15 protein-coding genes and 1 tRNA gene are annotated in these 16922 nt (G+C 44.0%); 5 read left to right on the top strand and 11 right to left on the bottom strand.

Annotated elements, in window-relative coordinates; translation table 11 throughout:
* Positions 1–121 precede the first annotated feature (121 nt).
* The 4 genes from G511_RS0103820 to G511_RS0103805 form a co-directional block, all read right to left on the bottom strand.
* Positions 122–574: a tellurite resistance TerB family protein gene (locus tag G511_RS0103820; RefSeq protein ID WP_028468457.1), complete on the bottom strand. Its 453-nt coding sequence runs from the start codon at positions 572–574 to the stop codon at positions 122–124.
* Positions 571–1698: a TerD family protein gene (locus G511_RS0103815; RefSeq protein ID WP_028468456.1), complete on the bottom strand. Its 1128-nt coding sequence runs from the start codon at positions 1696–1698 to the stop codon at positions 571–573. The genes G511_RS0103820 and G511_RS0103815 overlap by 4 nt, the downstream gene beginning before the upstream one ends.
* A 28-nt stretch (positions 1699–1726) precedes the next feature.
* Positions 1727–2332 carry a TerD family protein gene (locus G511_RS0103810; protein ID WP_028468455.1) on the bottom strand — a complete coding sequence of 202 codons (606 nt, stop codon included), beginning with the start codon at positions 2330–2332 and terminating at the stop codon, positions 1727–1729.
* Between the two features lie 111 nt (positions 2333–2443).
* Entirely contained in the window at positions 2444–3466 is a 1023-nt protein-coding gene (locus G511_RS0103805; RefSeq protein ID WP_036551182.1) for a DUF475 domain-containing protein, read from the bottom strand.
* Between the two features lie 538 nt (positions 3467–4004).
* On the opposite strand from G511_RS0103805, the gene G511_RS0103800 reads away from it, so the two are divergent.
* Positions 4005–5636 (top strand): EAL domain-containing protein, encoded by a 1632-nt coding sequence (locus G511_RS0103800; RefSeq protein ID WP_028468453.1) that lies wholly within the window; start codon positions 4005–4007, stop codon positions 5634–5636.
* Between the two features lie 45 nt (positions 5637–5681).
* On the opposite strand, the gene G511_RS21700 is transcribed toward G511_RS0103800, so the two are convergent.
* The 5 genes from G511_RS21700 to hisB form a co-directional block, all read right to left on the bottom strand.
* On the bottom strand, positions 5682–8798 hold the full coding sequence (locus G511_RS21700; RefSeq protein WP_051221514.1) for an efflux RND transporter permease subunit: 3117 nt from the start codon (positions 8796–8798) through the stop codon (positions 5682–5684).
* Positions 8776–9876: an efflux RND transporter periplasmic adaptor subunit gene (locus G511_RS0103790; RefSeq protein WP_028468452.1), complete on the bottom strand. Its 1101-nt coding sequence runs from the start codon at positions 9874–9876 to the stop codon at positions 8776–8778. Before G511_RS0103790 ends, G511_RS21700 begins: the two co-directional genes overlap by 23 nt.
* A 96-nt stretch (positions 9877–9972) precedes the next feature.
* Positions 9973–10746, bottom strand: coding sequence for an imidazole glycerol phosphate synthase subunit HisF (hisF, locus tag G511_RS0103785; RefSeq protein ID WP_028468451.1), 774 nt, complete (start codon positions 10744–10746; stop codon positions 9973–9975).
* Positions 10747–10806: 60 nt separating this feature from the next.
* On the bottom strand, positions 10807–11454 hold the full coding sequence (hisH, locus tag G511_RS0103780; protein WP_028468450.1) for an imidazole glycerol phosphate synthase subunit HisH: 648 nt from the start codon (positions 11452–11454) through the stop codon (positions 10807–10809).
* The gene (hisB, locus tag G511_RS0103775; protein ID WP_028468449.1) at positions 11455–12048 is read right to left on the bottom strand and encodes an imidazoleglycerol-phosphate dehydratase HisB; all 594 of its coding nucleotides are present in this window, start codon (positions 12046–12048) and stop codon (positions 11455–11457) included.
* A 203-nt stretch (positions 12049–12251) separates the two neighbouring features.
* Here hisB and G511_RS0103770 point away from each other — a divergent pair, with 203 nt between their 5' ends.
* The 4 genes from G511_RS0103770 (at position 12252) to G511_RS0103755 (ending at position 15886) form a co-directional block, all read left to right on the top strand.
* Positions 12252–14408 carry an AsmA family protein gene (locus G511_RS0103770; protein ID WP_028468448.1) on the top strand — a complete coding sequence of 719 codons (2157 nt, stop codon included), beginning with the start codon at positions 12252–12254 and terminating at the stop codon, positions 14406–14408.
* Between the two features lie 2 nt (positions 14409–14410).
* Positions 14411–15463, top strand: coding sequence for an A/G-specific adenine glycosylase (mutY, locus tag G511_RS0103765; RefSeq protein WP_028468447.1), 1053 nt, complete (start codon positions 14411–14413; stop codon positions 15461–15463).
* A 14-nt stretch (positions 15464–15477) separates the two neighbouring features.
* Positions 15478–15750, top strand: a complete 273-nt coding sequence (locus tag G511_RS0103760) for an oxidative damage protection protein (RefSeq protein ID WP_028468446.1) — start codon at positions 15478–15480, stop codon at positions 15748–15750.
* Positions 15751–15810: 60 nt separating this feature from the next.
* Positions 15811–15886 (top strand) — tRNA-Phe (locus tag G511_RS0103755).
* A 181-nt stretch (positions 15887–16067) separates the two neighbouring features.
* On the opposite strand, the gene G511_RS0103750 is transcribed toward G511_RS0103755, so the two are convergent.
* Positions 16068–16769 carry a Mom family adenine methylcarbamoylation protein gene (locus G511_RS0103750; protein ID WP_211224858.1) on the bottom strand — a complete coding sequence of 234 codons (702 nt, stop codon included), beginning with the start codon at positions 16767–16769 and terminating at the stop codon, positions 16068–16070.
* Positions 16723–16905 (bottom strand): Com family DNA-binding transcriptional regulator, encoded by a 183-nt coding sequence (locus G511_RS24145; RefSeq protein ID WP_084628995.1) that lies wholly within the window; start codon positions 16903–16905, stop codon positions 16723–16725. The genes G511_RS0103750 and G511_RS24145 overlap by 47 nt, the downstream gene beginning before the upstream one ends.
* Between the last annotated feature and the right edge of the window lie 17 nt (positions 16906–16922).

Raw genomic sequence — 16922 nt, 5'->3', positions numbered from 1 at the left:
GACAGGTTAAATATTGTCCAACTTATTCATTCTTCTCATATTTACAATACCCCTTAGCTGTGGCCCTTTAATGCGTGCAGCACAGCAATGACATCATAAATAATATTTTGTTGTTTAAAGGCTACAGTTCAAAACCTGCAGGGTCTAAACCTAGTTCAAGTGCTACCTTACGAGCAACAACCTTCTCATCATCATCAAATACGCCATCTGCAGCTGCAATTGATAAGATAAGACGCATTACTGTACGGCATGCAACATCATCACCTTTCAGCAAATTTAGTGCTTCAAAAGCTTTAGATTCACCTACATCTTCGTCAAACTCAAAATTGCCTAAATAGCCGTTAAACGCCTCAATCACATCTGAAGTTTTAAATACTGATAGTGCATCATTGCTTTCAATGATTTTCAGCATTTTTTTCTTTTCTTCAGAGGACACGTCTCCATCCGCACGTGCAATTAATGCCGTTCCTGCGGTAGCGGCATTAAGAAATTTTTTGTTTTTAAACTTTAAAACTTCGCCCTTAAGCTCATTTGATTTTTGCTTAATTGTCGACATAAAATTAGAAAAACTCATGTTTGATCCTCATTATCAGAATTATTTTCACACCGCCACGGCAATCCCCAAGCAAAAGCACGATCCATTTCAGCAAGATCTTGAAAATACTCATTCAGTGGTGTGGCTTTTGTTTGGTCATCATTAAAATCAATCATAGCAACCGCATAGATTGGCTTTGACATGAGCGTCGTCGGCGACAGCTTCTTCGCGGCTAAGCCCGGCAGCTGAAAATCAACGCTTACACTAAGGGCTTCCCAGCTATCATGAGCGTCCATCATGCTAACAAAGACTAAATACCTGTTCAGCTTATGACGAAAGCGTTCGTTAATAAGCAACTGCTCCCAATGCTCATTCTCTGCTCGGTTTGCCTTAATATAAGGAACGCCATCAAATGAACCTTCTAAGCTTTCGTCAAAGCTATACACAATACCCCGCTGGCCATTTTCTAATTCATAGAAGCAACCAATGCGTAAGTCCGATACAGGTTTGAAATTTTCACCCATAAAATAGCGCGCCGCTGATCGTAAATTGCCTCGGCCAGACTTCCATACAAGGGTAATACTAGCATCACCATAATTTTGATTAACTGGTGACCGACTAACTTGTATTTGCGTAGCGTTTTGCTCAATAGGTGCGCTTACTGTCGTTGAAACTTTAGATACAGCAGACGCATATGAATCACGGGTAAAACCAAAACTTTCTAGTAATTTCGGCAACCCTTCTTGATAGCCTTGCAATACACAGCGTATTTTCCAAGCACCATTACGACGATACACTTCAATTAAACTAACTGCCGTCTGACCTGTTAATTGATGAGAAATATCAATATTGGCAAATTCATCAGCACCAACCAAATCACTCAGGCTTGCCGACATGTCAGCAGTTGAGCCTGCTGAGCTATTGTTATTAGCCGCAATATAAACTGCTAGCTTCTCTACACCCTCTGGAATATCAGGTAAGTTAAGTAACAACTTATTATCTCGAGTGGAAACACCTTCTATCGACTCTAAAAGGCTCACAGGAGCATTTTCTCTAGAGACAACAACACCCCACTGCCAATTAGCAATATGCAACGAAAAGCAATAAGCACGGTCACTAGGGATAGAAATGTTTTGCCCTGCTACTAGCTGTGTTATTGCCATTCTGGTGCTCCCAAAAATCAGCGATTAATTATAAATAGTTAGCCGCGACTGTTTCGAACAACTTCTCTAACTTTTTATCAGCAGTCGGCTCGCCAACAGCACGAAATTTCCATGCACTGTTATGGCGGTAAAGTACACCTAACACCATAGAAACAGAGCCGTTAAACTTGTCTTCATGAGCGATATTATAATTTGCAATAATATTGTCTACTCGACTTGGCGTACCTTCATAAAGACGCACACTAGCAAACGGAATACTGGCAAAATCTTGTCCCTGGTAGCTATTCAAGACGATAGCGATACTTTTAACGCTCGCGGGCACCTTTCCTAGCTCGACAGATACGATCTCGTTATCTAAACCATCATCGCCGTCTAAATCTCCAGTTCTGTCATCACCGCTGTGAACTACAGAACCATCTTTACTTTTCAGTTGACCAAAATATACGATATCAGCTAAGTCTTTACCTTCAGTGTATAGGCCAATACTTGCATCTAGATCAACGGCAACTTTTTTCGTACCGAAAAAGCCTTTTTTCTCAATAGCGCCCCAGTTGACACCTACGCAAACCCTATCTAACCCTGAACCATTTTTTTCTAAGCTAATCCGCTGACCTTTCTCTAAAGAAATAGACATTTATATATCCTTCACTCATTAATTAATCAGTTAAGTGTTTAGTACGATGACCATAATTCAGCAAAAACTACCTAATCAAAAGCTAAATAGCGACCCATCATTTATATTTATTTATACACTGCTTTTACTTTCTTTTGATTTAAGCATTTGCGAGTGAATAAATGCCACACCGATAAGACCTGCACCTATAAAACCCGTCACTACTTCTGGTATATGCAAAAAGGTCTTTAAAAACATCATGATAGCCAGCGCTACTATGGCATAAAAAGCACCATGTTCGAGGTACACGTATTCAGACAAGGTATCTTTCTCTACTAAGAGAATAGTCAGCGAGCGTACAAACATTGCGCCAATACCTAAACCAATAGCAATAATGAACAGGTTTGTAGTGATCGCAAATGCACCTATGACGCCGTCTAAACTAAAAGACGCATCTAGTAATTCCAAATAAATAAACATAGCGGCACCACTTTTAGCCGCATGCGTAGCAACGCGGGCCTGCTCTCGGCGTTCCATAAAAGCAGTAAGTTGGTGCATGACCCAAAAAGTCGTAACACCAGCTATACCGGACAATGCAAATGTCTTTTTATCAGCCTCAGGCAACATAAATAGAGCGACAGCAGCAATGAGTACTAGCGTTAGCAACTCTGCTGCAAATTTCATTTTCTCCAATTGTGCCAGCGGCTTTTCAATCATTGGAATCCAGTGATCTTTATCGTCATCGAAAAAGAATGAAAAACCAACCATCATCAAAAATGCACCGCCAAAGGCCATAACAGATACATGAGCTTCTGTCATCACAGCGGCATATTGCTCAGGTGAATTGATGGCAATATCCATCGCTCCCCACGGTGACACGCCAGCCAAAATGCTAACGATAAGCACAGGGAACACAATACGCATACCAAAAACAGCGATGAGTATCCCCCACGTAAGGAAACGTCGACGCCATACTGCGTCCATATCTTTCAGCACCGTAGCGTTTACCACGGCATTATCAAAGGATAGTGATACTTCCAATACAGCCAGTACTGCTACGATGAAGAGCGCACTTGGACCTCCAACGACCAAAGCCAAAATCAGGCCGACAATCGTTACGATAAAGCTGCCGGTAAAGTACTTTAAATTTTCCAAAATCAATTATTCCCACTTAATACAATAATTTGCTAACGCATTGATACTTAAATCACTTATTAGCATATGGCCTTACACCCTCTACAAGCATTGTAGTTGGTAGCAGGAGCATTCATCTTCATACTATGGGGACAAAATCCCAAAATAAAAGTTCATCAACTCATCCCATATATCTAACTCACATTATGGTTAACGACAACTCATCACTAGACACTCGTTTTATTCGACATTTAGCCCACAACACCAAGGTCGTTCACGTGTGCTCAACACGCTTTACTTATTCCGGCAAAATAAAGAAACTGAATCAATAACACTCAAAAAATAACATTGAAAACCAGTCAACCAGCTCTTCAGCTTAAACCCGACACATAAAAATAAGCTGTGCAGAGCTATTCTAATGAAGCTGAAAACAATTGGTAATTATTTAAAATACACCAGGTTATTGCAAACCTATTAACTATCGTTAATGCTGTCCGTAAAGTTTGGTGAGAATATCGACACGTTCATTCCTAATAACTAATGTAGGCGGATTACCAGTTTGAACATTCAGGTTAATTGGGCAACCTTTAAAACCTACTTGCCTCCCCTGCTCATTAGCTTAACGCTAACAGTTTTGATCAGCGCCTCGTTCATAGTCGAGCAGATAGAAGATGAAAAAAAATCTCGTCGTGAATCTCTGCGCAATGAAGCAGTTTTAGTTGCTGATTGGCTCGATCAAAACTTTAGCTCAATCAATAATGCCCTATTTTCAATAGAAACTTTTCATGGAAACTGTGATAAAAACACTCTTTTCAAAGTCCGTAGTATGTTGTTTGCACTACCCCAAATCGTAGAAATAGGCTTTGTTGACCGCTATGGAACATTACTCTGCACCAGTTGGGAGAAAGTCAGAGATAGTATAAAAGTATCTAAGCCTCCAGATGCCTACGGATTACGCTTTCTAGGCCCGTTAACTGTAGAGTTTATGCAACAGCCTACCTTTGTTTTAGCTAGAACGACCGAGAACAAAGGGGAAGTAAACGCTCTATTTCGAATTAGCTGGCTCAAAGACCAATTACGCAACCATAGCAACCATACAAGCACCAAAGGCTTTACGGCATTAATAGACACTAAGAGCGGCGTACCTATTGCAATAAATGGTCGTTATAGTCTGCCACTTAAACCAACACCGGTAAGATTCCCTATTCAATCTTCTCGCCTTGTCGAAGGAGTATTTGATAATGGTCGTAAGCAGTCGGTCATATTACTGCCCTTATTAACATTGCCCAGCCTAAGTGTTGCCATTAGCGAAGATCAAGAGATCCTCTATCAAGGGGTTAATGACATTCCTCACACTTGGTATTTGGAAGCTTTTAGCCTCTTTATCTTTCTGTATGTTTGTAGTGCATTCTTCCAACGACAACTGACCAATCCGACTCTTCAGCTCAAAAAAGCTATCCGTAACAACGAGTTCTTTTCTGTATACCAACCTCTCGTTGACTCACGCACCCGACAATTGGTTGGCGTTGAAGCATTAGTCCGCTGGAACCACCCTGTTGATGGATTACGTATGCCGCTTACGTTTCTTCCACAGGCAGAACAATCCGGCCTATTAATGCAGATGACTAGCCAACAGTTGAAACAAAGTACTAAAGACCTAGCCCCCTTCATTAAACATTGCCCAAATTGTCTGGTGCATATCAACATCGCGGCTTGTCATTTACTAAATGAAGATAGCCTCAACGAGTTCTTTTCATTTCGTGAACAGATACCCGGTCTGGTATTAGAGATTACTGAAAGTACGATGCTAGAATTAGAATCAAGTCAGATACGCAAAGCATTAGAGCGCTTAAACAAAGCAAACATACCCATTGCGATAGATGACTTTGGTACGGGATATTGCGGCTTGAGTTACCTACGCTCCTTACCCGTTAGTATTTTAAAAGCTGATAAGAGCTTCATCGCCTCGATGGGTACTGATTCTGTCAATGCGGATGTTCTGCAAACCATTATCAACTTGGCCAAAACACTCAAGCTGGCAACCGTTTCTGAAGGAGTCGAGACCGAGTCACAGTGGGCTCAATTACAAGAGATGGATGTCGACATACAACAAGGTTGGTTCCACGGAAAACCTATGTCGGCAGAGTCGCTCCCGGAGTTATTTAATTACGATGGTTCAAGACGTAAGTGAGTGATAAAGATTTCTGAACATCTACTGCATCAATAACGAGCATGTTTATACCCTCACCATTGCCTTTTCAATCAACCCTGCGTTGCGCCTCTTGTTTTTAGGGGAGCGCCCCATAAACAGACGATACAACAGTGGCACGACAAACAATGTAAGAACAGTGGAAAAGGCTAATCCACAGACAATAGCGGTAGCAACCGGGCCCCATATCAATGAATGCCCACCTAAACCGGTAGCCAGTGAAAACAACCCAGCGATGGTAGTCAGTGATGTAATCAAAATAGGAATCACACGTCGACGCGATGCATAAAGTGTCGCATGTAAAACGCTCATACCGCTTTCTAAGCGCTGATTTGCAGCAGATATCAACACAATAGCCGCATTTACAGCAATGCCCGCTAATGCCACGACACCATACAAGGTAAATAAACTCAATGGATTTTGAGTTACCCACAAGCCTAAGACTACACCGGTAAAGGCCATTGGCACCGTAGCCATGATCATAAAAGGCTGCCAGTAACTTGAAAACTGAGTGCCTAAAATAAGATACATAAGGCCTGCACCAAACAAAAATAGCAGCGCTATTGCATCCATACTCTCTTGGATATCATCAAGTTCTCCCGAGAAATCCAAATTAATATTCGGGTAACGAGGTTTATATTCTTCGTCCCAATGGCTTAGCAACCAAGCATTCGCTTGTACTGTATCCATTCCTCCTTCTTCTATATCCGCTTCTACCGTAATCGCACGGCGAAAATTATAATGGCGAATATTACCAATGCTCATTTGATAGTCAGCATATACCAGTGACGAGAGCGGGATCATGCTCCCCTGCGCATCAGGAAGGCGAAACGCCAACAAATCATCAATGTTCTGATACGGCTTAGGCTGAGCTCGCACACGAACCTCGAGTTTTTTACCACGTGATTGCATATCAGCGACCACTTCGCCATCAACCAATAACTGCAGAGTACGCAGCACTTCAGAGGGGTTAATGCCTGCAGCAGTAATCGCTCGATAATCGGGCTTCAGCGTCATTGCCATACGGCCATTTGCAGCATCATCGCCAATATCTTTCACACCGGGCAGGTCCAGCAACATCTGTTGCATATCCCTCGCTGCGTGGCTTATTTCTGCATAATCATTACCACGCACTTTAACGCTAATAGGTTTGGATACAGGCGGGCCGCCCGCCATACGTAAGAAAGACACGCGTACAGGGCCGGCAACACGCATTACCTCAGCACGCATAGCCTCCATGATTTCATCAACGCTTCTGTTTTGCTCCGTCTTAGGCTGTAATCCAACCAGTATTTGCCCGTATTGATCACCAAAGAAAGGCTCCATTTCAGTAAACATCTGCCCTGCATAACTGGCTACCGCTCTAACATCTTCCGCATTAAGGTGAGCTTTCACAATTTGCTCAACCTCCAACACCTTTTCCAAGGTACGCTCCAATGGAATTTCGGGAGGCATTTGGATATTCACATAAAAGAGCCGTAGCGGATCAGCTGCAAAGAAGTCCATTTTTATTTGCCCCGATGCAATCAGACCAATTGAGCCTACGAACAACATCACCATAGAAACGAGTGTAATAACAGGCCGGCGCAGTGTTTTTAATAAAGTACGAATATAAAAGCGCTGTATTTTACGTGTCATGGATTGGCGTAATAACTGAGTACGCGAAGGCTTATCTAAAGAAATTTTTGCCACCAGCACATGCGCAGGCAACATCCAAAATGCTTCAAAAAGAGAAATAGCCAATGCAATAGTCACCACCATCGGGATGACGCGCATAAAGTCACCAAGAATACCTGGCAGTAACATTAAGGGCAAAAATGCCGCCATGGTTGTGAGTACAGCGGTTGAAACCGGCTGGGCGACTTCACGCAAAGCACTGAGTGTTGCATCCATCGGACTGTCGCCATGCTGCAAACGATAATAGATCGCCTCCACCACCACCACAGCATCATCTACCAGCATCCCAAGTACAATCACTACGCCTAACAAAGCAACCACATTGAGCGTCTCTCCCATTCCCCATAACACCCAAAAAGTGCCAGCAAGAATAAAAGGAATCCCAATCGCAGTAAGTAAAGCGATACGCAGGCCCAAAAACAGCCATGCCACCAGTAGAACAAACAATAAGCCAATACTGGCGTTGTTTTGCATTAAGGTAATCGCTTCACTGGTCGGTACTGTTTGATCATCAATCAGCTCGAGTCGAACACCCGCTTGTACTTCAAGTTCGTTGCGCTCTGCCATGTACGCCTTAACACTTTCAATTAGTTCCAGCGTGTTAGCACTTTCTTTCTTTAAAATAGCCATCATCACGGCCGGGCGGCCATTTAAACGAGCTAACTGTGTTGGCTTCTCGTGACCACTTACCACCTCTGCAATTCTATCTAAACGGATATCTCCTTCACTACCGACAAGTGGGATCTGTTTTACTTGGTCTGGTGCAGCATTACGCCCTTCTAAGCGCACCAACCAACTTTGATCGCCTACATTGACGCTACCGGCGGAAACATCTTTAAACCACAGAGCAACTGAATTCGATACCTGCATCGGTGACAAACCTAGCGACTGTAATTCATCCAAGTCTAGGTTTACTTGTAGCTCAGGGTCATCTAAGGCTACAGGGTCAATCCGATCAACCCCTTTTATACGTTCAAGGTCTTTTCTAATGTTTTCAGCTTGTTGGCGTAAATTGTCATCGTCAGACACTGCCGTGATCGCCAACATAGCGCTAGGAAATGCGTTGGAAGAGGTGATCTCTAAAATATAAGGTTCTGTCGATTCTGCGGGTAAATCTCGTTCGGCGTTTTGAATTTCACGGCGAATAGAGCTGACATGTTTATCAAATGTTCGCTCATCAATGTCCTCAAAGCGAATCAGCATACTGGATATGCCTTCGCGACTGTTGGATGAAACAAAACGAATATCCGCTATATTGCGAACCGCATCTTCCAAAGGGTTAGTGACTCGTAGCTCAACATCCTGAGCAGAGGCTCCGGGCAGTGCCGTGGTCACCGCAATCCAATTAAAATTAATCGTAGGGTCTTGCTGGCGAGGTAACAGCATGTAGGCAATGGTGCCGATTAACAGCACCAAAACAAAGGTCAGATTAGCCAGTACATGATTATTGAGCAGGCGTGCCAGCATCAGCCTTTACCTCATCCTTTGAGTCATTATTAATACCTACGACTTCAACCTCTATTTTGTTTCCCTCTTCAAGTACATGTTGCCCCTGCACAATGAGCATTACATTATTTTTAGAAGTAGGAGCCAACCTTGATGTAGCCGAGGTATCAAGTTCAACCGTTTGCCCTTCTTTAGCATTCGCTAAAACAATAAATTTTGCGATACCATTATCTGCCAGCATCACACCTAGGGCGCCGTCTCTTCTGACTAAATATTCAGGAGGAATAGAAGAAAACGAGGATTGCCACACAAGCTCACCTGAAACACCAGTCAATGCAGTTTGGTTAGTAAAATTAAGACGTACTTCTTGTGTTCTAGCGGCTTGATTGATCAGCGGGATAGTCGATCTAACAGAAACGGGGTACTTCTCCTTCGCTACTTTCAAATGTGCTTTTGTCCCAACTTGCAGCGACAAAACCTGCTTTGGCAATAAACGGGCACTCACCTCAGCCTGCTTTACATTCAGTAACTTTACGAGTGGTGCGCCGACTGGCAAGTATGCACCTTGGGCTGTCATGACTTGTGTAACTACACCATCAAAAGGCGCTTTAATAACACAACGCTTGGTATTGCGTTGTGCTTGCTGCACTTGAATTTTTTGGCCTTTGAGCTGAGCTGCCAATGCACTTAATTCTGTTTGGCGCTGGTTAAGTAGCTCAATAGAGGCGCTGCCTGATTTTTGCAGTGTACGGGTCCGTTTAAATTGCTGTTGAGCAAGTGTTACCTGGCTTGCTAACGCACTAACACCTTGCTTTGCCTGCGCTTGTGATAAACGGTAATCTTGACACTCTAATGCTGCAATCTCTTGCCCTTTAAGTACAGAGTCACCTACCTGTACATGTAAAGCAGCCAGCACCCCGGCAAGCTCCGTACTGAGTGAGACATGCTGCTCATTAACTACATCAGCCGGTGCTGAATAAGATACTTGCTGTAAAACCTCTGCTAACGGTTTCACTCGAACCAGCGTCGTATCGGCCCAGACACTCTGCACTCCTAGCAACATGACTAAGCAGGTAATAACCCGGTACTTCTTATTCATTTCCCTTACCCTTTTAATTCCCTTGGTATTTGTGATTACAAGCCGTTTGACACATACAAAAAACCCAGCCAAAGCCGGGTTTATGATAGTAACAAGTTACAAGCGTACTTCTATACCCCGTTCCCGCATATAGGCTTTTGCTTCGGGTATTGAGTATTCATTAAAGTGAAAAATTGATGCAGCTAATACAGCATCTGCTTTTCCTTGAATCACGCCATCAACAAGATGCTCTAGATTACCCACACCACCTGAGGCAATAATAGGTACGTTCACAGCATCCGAAATGGCACGAGTAACGCCCAAGTCGTAACCGTTCTTAACACCATCTTGATCCATCGAGGTTAGCAGGATTTCACCCGCTCCCAGATCAACCATTTTTTTAGCCCATTCCACCGCATCTAAGCCCGTTGGCTTACGGCCACCATGCGTGAAGATCTCCCACTTATCGGGTTCACCCTCAGCGGAAACTTTCTTGGCATCAATTGCGACAACAATACATTGCGAGCCAAAGCGTTCTGCCGCTTGGCGAACAAAATCAGGATTGGTCACTGCTGCACTGTTGATAGAAACTTTATCGGCACCGGCATTTAACATGGCGCGAATATCATCGCAGGTACGTATGCCACCACCCACAGTTAATGGGATAAATACCTGAGATGCCATACGCTCAACCGTATGCACCATAGTTTCACGACCTTCATGCGTTGCCGTGATATCCAGAAAGGTGATTTCGTCTGCGCCTTGCTCGTCATAACGCTTGGCGACTTCAACTGGGTCACCTGCATCGCGGATATCCAAAAACTGAACACCTTTAACTACGCGCCCATTTTCAACATCCAAACAAGGGATAATTCGTTTTGCTAATGCCACGCTAGTTCTCCTTAGAAGGGCTCACGTTAGAAGACCTTAAGCTTGTGCCAATGGCTTTGCTTAAGGCTTCCCATTCCAGTTCAGAAAGTTTTTCAACAACTGCAGCCCGGCCGTATGACTTTTTTCCGGATGAAACTGCACAGCAAACACATTGTCATGCGCTAGCGCCACATCAAAATCAACGCCGTAGTTACACGTGGCAGCTACCTGCTGGCGCTGAGCAGCCTTAACATAATAACTATGCACAAAATAAAAACGACTACCGTTCTCTATTCCCTGCCAAAGTGGATGCTCACCACTTTGCATTACCTCATTCCAACCCATGTGCGGTACTTTTAAGCGCTCACCTTGTTCATCTTTATGGTGATCACCAAAATAGTTAACTGAGCCTTCAAACTCACCCAAACAATCGACACCGCCATTCTCTTCTGATGACTGCATCAATGCCTGATATCCAACACAGATACCTAAAAAAGGACGCCCCGAACGAATCGCTTCAGCCACTTCTTTATCAACACCTTGCTTATAGATCTCAGCCATACAGTCACGAATAGCACCGACACCTGGCAAAAGTACACGATCTGCATTGGCGACTTGCTTAGGGTCTGATGTTACCAACACTTCAACACCAGGCTGTACATGCTCCAGCGCCTTAGCAACGGAGTGTAGGTTACCCATGCCATAGTCAATAACGGCAATGGTACTCATTTATAAAACACCTTTAGTTGATGGCATCATCTCAGCTGCACGCTGATCAATCGTCAGTGCCATACGTAAAGCACGACCAAACGCTTTAAAAATGGTTTCTGCCTGATGGTGGGCATTAAAGCCTTTAATATTATCAATGTGTAAAGTGACACCGGCATGATTAACAAACCCTTGGAAAAACTCCCAAAACAGCTGAGTATCCAAACGGCCAATAGAACCCCGTGTAAACTCGCAGTTAAAGCTGAGTCCTGGGCGGCCAGAAAAATCAATCACCACGCGCGATAATGCTTCATCCAGTGGTACATAAGCATGCCCATAGCGCGTTAGGCCTTTTTTATCGCCTACGGCTTCTTTAAACGCCTGCCCTAACGTAATACCTATATCTTCCACCGTATGGTGATCATCAATATAAATATCTCCATTAGCTTCGATATTAATATCAATCAGCCCATGACGAGCAATCTGGTCCATCATGTGCTCTAAAAATGGCACACCCGTATCGGCACTAAACTTACCAGTGCCATCAAGGTTAATAGATACGGTGATCTGAGTTTCCAGAGTTTCCCGGTTTACTGTAGCCTTACGCTCAGTCATGCTGCTCTCCGATGTTCAAAGCTATTCAAAACACAAAATCAGCATTATATAACTACCAGCCTCAGGATGCACCGCAGTAGATGATTAACGTCGTATTCACATCTTACGTGCATGCTATAGATACATGTGTTGATAGTTTTCGCTACACTGACGGTCAGTAATTGTTTACTGGGTCTGCTAATCATAAAAGGAAATAGGTCATTATGGGTAAGTTGATTAAGATCGTTCTCGGTCTGCTACTAGTATGCGTCATACTAATTGCAGCAGGCGGTGCGCTACTAAGCGCATTTGTTGACCCGAATGACTATAAGGCCGAAATTGAGCAAGCAGCGCTTGATCAAGGCGGTATCGAATTAAAGATCGGTGGCGATATCAATTGGTCAGTGTTTCCACGCTTAAGCTTAGCGGTAGACAATATTGACGTGCGTTTCCCTGAGCAACCTTCTCTTGCTCACCTGCAACAAGCACAAATTTCTGTTCGTGTTATGGAGCTCCTTTCCGGTAATGTGCAGATGAACAGCATTATTATCGAGGGTTTAAACCTTGATTTAGCAAAAAACAAAGCCGGAAAAGTTAATTGGCAAAGCAGCACAAGTAGTGACGTAGCCAACAGTAACACACCACAAGAAAGCAGCCCGACTAAACCAGCACCTGCTACCTCAGGTACAAGTCTTAAAATAGATATTGAAAGTGTCCAGGTCATTAGCGGTACAGTGAACTATAGCGATGAGCAAACAGCGCAAATATTTCAATTGGATAATATCAACCTTAAAACCGGTCGTATTACTAACAACGAACTGTTTCCCTTTAGTCTGAGCCTTAATGCTAAACAATTAGAAAACGGCAAGCAGGTTCTGGAAGCAGCTACTCAATTTGATGGACAGGTTCTTCTCGATCTAAACAAGCAGCAGTATCAGTTAAAAGACTTTATCGGCGAGCTAAACATCCAAAACAGTACCAACTTGCAGGTCCAGTTTAAGACCAATGCCAATATTGATTTAATCACACGCCGACTGATTGTGGATAACTGGAATGCAGAAGTTGCCAACTTACATCTTAACGGCAAGCTCACCATTACTAACCTAGACACTCTAGATATGAGCGGCACAGTGACGGCGGCTCCTTTCGCACTTAACCCACTACTCACGACGCTTGGACAAACACCAGTACAAACATCAGACCCTGCAGTACTTAATAACATTGGCCTAATCAGTACGTTTAGTGGCAACGCCGATGCTATTAATACCTCATCTCTGACTATCAAACTCGACGATACGAGTTTTGATGGCAATGCGGGTATTAATCTAAAAACCAGCCGTATAAAGCTTAAGCTCGCGGGTAACAGTATCAACTTGGATCGCTATCTACCTGCAGCAGAAGAACAAACAGCTACGACAGAAAAAATGGCTAACAACTCTTCTAACACAGCCGGGGAGCGCTACTCAAAAGAAGAAATCATACCAACTGAGCCACTACAAAGCCTGAACCTAGACGCCGCTATCTCTTTGAAGTCTGCTACTTACCAGAAATTCAAAATGAATAATATCGACCTAGCCGTAGACGCCAACAACGGAGTTGTTAAAGCTAAACGTATCAATGTAGATATGTATGGAGGAAAAATCCGCAATAGCGTGACGTTAGATGCCCGCAAAAAACCACTGAAAATCACTACAAAAAAATCAGTCAGTGGCTTGCAGATCGGCGATCTGCTAACAGATCTTGCAGGTGAGGCCCAATTAACGGGAACACTCAACACAAAAGCGAATGTAACCTCTTACGGCCAGTCGGCCCACAGCATTGTAAACAGCATGAACGGCACGGCTAACATCACTGTTCTAAACGGTGTGGTAAAAGGTATTAACGTAGCACAAGAGCTTTGCCAGACAATCAATAACCTTTCTGCTGCGGGCTCTGTAAAACCTGCAAAAACGGTTGATCAATCAACCCCATTTGCCAAAATGGGTGGCAACTTCAACATCAAGAAAGGTGTCATCAGCAACAAAGATTTAGGTGTAAGACTTGATGCGATGAACATTAAAGGCAAAGGCGCTGTTAATTTACCCAAAGCTCTGATCGACTACCAACTAGCACTCATCATAGAAGAGAACCTCTTCAAGAAAACCTGCCCCGTCAACAACCGCCTTGAGGGAGTTGAGTGGCCTATGCGTTGCAAAGGCTCCTTCGATCTTGAACCCACTCAGCTATGTAAGCCTGATGCTAAAGCAATTCGTAACATCCTTAAAAAAGCTATCACTAGCAAAATTAAAGATGAACTGAGCACTAAGGTCCAAGATAAATTAAAAGACAAACTTGGCGGCGACGATGCGGTAAAAGGGTTATTAAAAGGGCTTTTTAAATAAACATGACTCCACAGCAATTTAATACTGCCGTGCTGGGCTGGTTCGACCAGCACGGCCGGCACAACCTCCCCTGGCAACAAGACAAAACGGCATACTTCACCTGGATCTCAGAGATCATGCTACAACAGACTCAGGTAACGACAGTCATTCCTTATTTTGAGCGATTTATTGAACGCTTTCCGGATGTTCAGAGCCTCGCTAACGCCGAGCAGGATGAAGTACTTCATCTATGGACAGGGCTTGGTTATTACGCTCGCGCACGTAACTTACACAAAACGGCGCAAATTGTTGCTACAGACTACTATGGCGAGTTTCCGCAAACTGTTGAGGCACTAGAACAATTGCCTGGTATCGGCCGCTCAACGGCGGGGGCCGTCTTATCTATATCCACGGGCAAGCGCGCCGCTATACTCGACGGCAATGTAAAAAGAGTGTTAGCACGTTTCTACGCGTTAGAAGGCTGGACCGGCTCTACCGCCAACCAAAAGACACTCTGGGAGTATGCCGAGCGCAACACACCTCAACAGCGAGTGGGCGAATACACACAAGCCATGATGGACCTGGGAGCAACGCTGTGCACTCGAAGCAAGCCAAGTTGTTCCAGCTGCCCTCTTCAAAACCACTGCACAGCGCTTAAACTAGGCCGAAGTAGCGAGTTCCCACACCCTAAGCCTAAAAAGAAGATCCCTGTTAAACAGACTATTATGCTGTTGCTTCAAGACGAGCAGCAGCAAACACTGCTTCAGCAACGCCCTCCAACCGGATTATGGGGCGGGCTTTGGAGCTTACCCGAAGTTGCAGACCTTCGTGATGCCAATAACATCACCGGGCTCTCTCTGGATATCAATAAAGCTGAGCCTTTGGAACCTGTGCGACATACGTTCAGCCACTTCCATTTGGATATCACACCAGTACGCATCCCCTGTAATAACCTTACAGACTGTGTCATGGAAGGCGACTCCACTCTCTGGTATAACATACAACAACCACAGAACATCGGGTTAGCCGCACCAGTTAAGCGGCTGTTACAAAAATATACCCGCATTAGCAAATAGATTTGGAGAGTTAGATGAGCCGTACTGTTATGTGCCGTAAATACAAAGAGGAACTAGCAGGTCTTGAAAAGCCACCTTATCCTGGCCCCAAAGGACAAGAAATTTACGAGACAATATCCCAAAAAGCTTGGGCAGACTGGACCGCACACCAAACGATGATCATCAATGAAAAGCACATGAGCTTAATGGATCCTGCTACGCGCAAGTTCCTACAAGAAGAGATGGAAAAGTTCATGGACGGTGGCGACTACGAAAAAGCAGAAGGTTACGTCCCTCCTTCTAAATAATTTACACTAAGGTATTGACAGGTAAGCTGATTAAGGGTTTAATACGCGCCTCTTTGAGATGCCCGGATAGCTCAGTCGGTAGAGCAGAGGATTGAAAATCCTCGTGTCCGTGGTTCGATTCCGCGTCCGGGCACCAAAGTACACAAGCCTCACTATCAAATGTGGGGCTTTGTTGTATCTGGCGTTTGGCATATTTATTCTTGTGTAAATTCTCAGCCTTTTTGTAAATTTGCGGTCTTTTTGGCACTGATTTGCGCACTTTTTGTCACACGCAAACCAGCTGTTTTCTTGGTTAGACAGTAATCATTTATATTTTTTTAATGTTTCGGCTTTGGGTAAGGTTTAGAACTGAATAGTTTTGTATTCAATCTCTTCCTTGCTCGCTTATTTAAGAAGCGGATATATCGAAACTGCTGAAACTTGTGAGCAGTGGCTCGATGGAAGTTTGCCTTCAAGTGTCGCCCTCTTACACCTCCTTTGCTTCCCCGTGTTTTAGCTAATTCGTGATACCACTCTCCATCCAATTCATAGAATGTACTGAAGTGACTACCAATAAAGTCAAAGTTACAGGCTTGGTAAACAACACCGCCACCCCCGCACCGCTCATCAGCAAACGTTTGAACCCATTGAACACTCGGGTGAATAAGCTTTATGGTTTTTAAGGCATAACTCATAACACGAGATTCAGTGTTCTTGGGCATCTTATCATGTACCCATAAACGGTTTAATTCCATGTATTCGCGGTTGGCTGTATCCAGCACTACACGCCGCCCACTGTTCGGGTTAAGCGCGTAACCCCATTGCATTACCCCCACTAATTCACGCTCTGCAAAAACCCCTAAATGCAGGTAACTATTATTAACAAAGCGATGGCTATAGTGACGAGCAGCAATAATAGTGCGAGCCAACCAGCAAGGTATGGTTTCAACGCGTAAATCAGTTGAGCCATACCCTATGATTTCGCCTGCATGCTCAACGGGGGCTGGCTTGCCTATTGTTCGGGAAAGCTTCTGGGCCATTAAGTACTCCATCTTTAGTGATGGGGCTCACGGCCCTCTGGATGTGCCGACAACGTGGGCACTTGATTTCGATTTCAGAAAAAATAGCTTTTGCTAATAATTTTGAGCATTTAGTACAACGTATATCCTTTAACATGTGTGAACCTATCGTTA

Origin of the sequence: Neptunomonas japonica DSM 18939 (assembly GCF_000422765.1) — a bacterium.
GTDB lineage: Bacteria > Pseudomonadota > Gammaproteobacteria > Pseudomonadales > Balneatricaceae > Neptunomonas > Neptunomonas japonica.
This window is presented reverse-complemented; position numbering and strand designations above follow the sequence as displayed.

Excerpts from the sequence above, each read along its gene's own strand:
- G511_RS0103810 (WP_028468455.1), bottom strand. The coding sequence starts at position 2,332 with ATGTCTATTTCTTTAGAGAAAGGTCAGCGGATTAGCTTAGAAAAAAAT.
- G511_RS0103820 (WP_028468457.1), bottom strand. The coding sequence starts at position 574 with ATGAGTTTTTCTAATTTTATGTCGACAATTAAGCAAAAATCAAATGAG.
- G511_RS0103815 (WP_028468456.1), bottom strand. The coding sequence starts at position 1,698 with ATGGCAATAACACAGCTAGTAGCAGGGCAAAACATTTCTATCCCTAGT.
- hisH (WP_028468450.1), bottom strand. The coding sequence starts at position 11,454 with ATGAGTACCATTGCCGTTATTGACTATGGCATGGGTAACCTACACTCC.
- G511_RS0103790 (WP_028468452.1), bottom strand. The coding sequence starts at position 9,876 with ATGAATAAGAAGTACCGGGTTATTACCTGCTTAGTCATGTTGCTAGGA.
- G511_RS21700 (WP_051221514.1), bottom strand. The coding sequence starts at position 8,798 with ATGCTGGCACGCCTGCTCAATAATCATGTACTGGCTAATCTGACCTTT.
- G511_RS0103770 (WP_028468448.1), top strand. The coding sequence starts at position 12,252 with ATGGGTAAGTTGATTAAGATCGTTCTCGGTCTGCTACTAGTATGCGTC.
- G511_RS24145 (WP_084628995.1), bottom strand. The coding sequence starts at position 16,905 with ATGTTAAAGGATATACGTTGTACTAAATGCTCAAAATTATTAGCAAAA.
- hisB (WP_028468449.1), bottom strand. The coding sequence starts at position 12,048 with ATGACTGAGCGTAAGGCTACAGTAAACCGGGAAACTCTGGAAACTCAG.
- mutY (WP_028468447.1), top strand. The coding sequence starts at position 14,411 with ATGACTCCACAGCAATTTAATACTGCCGTGCTGGGCTGGTTCGACCAG.
- G511_RS0103750 (WP_211224858.1), bottom strand. The coding sequence starts at position 16,769 with ATGGCCCAGAAGCTTTCCCGAACAATAGGCAAGCCAGCCCCCGTTGAG.
- G511_RS0103760 (WP_028468446.1), top strand. The coding sequence starts at position 15,478 with ATGAGCCGTACTGTTATGTGCCGTAAATACAAAGAGGAACTAGCAGGT.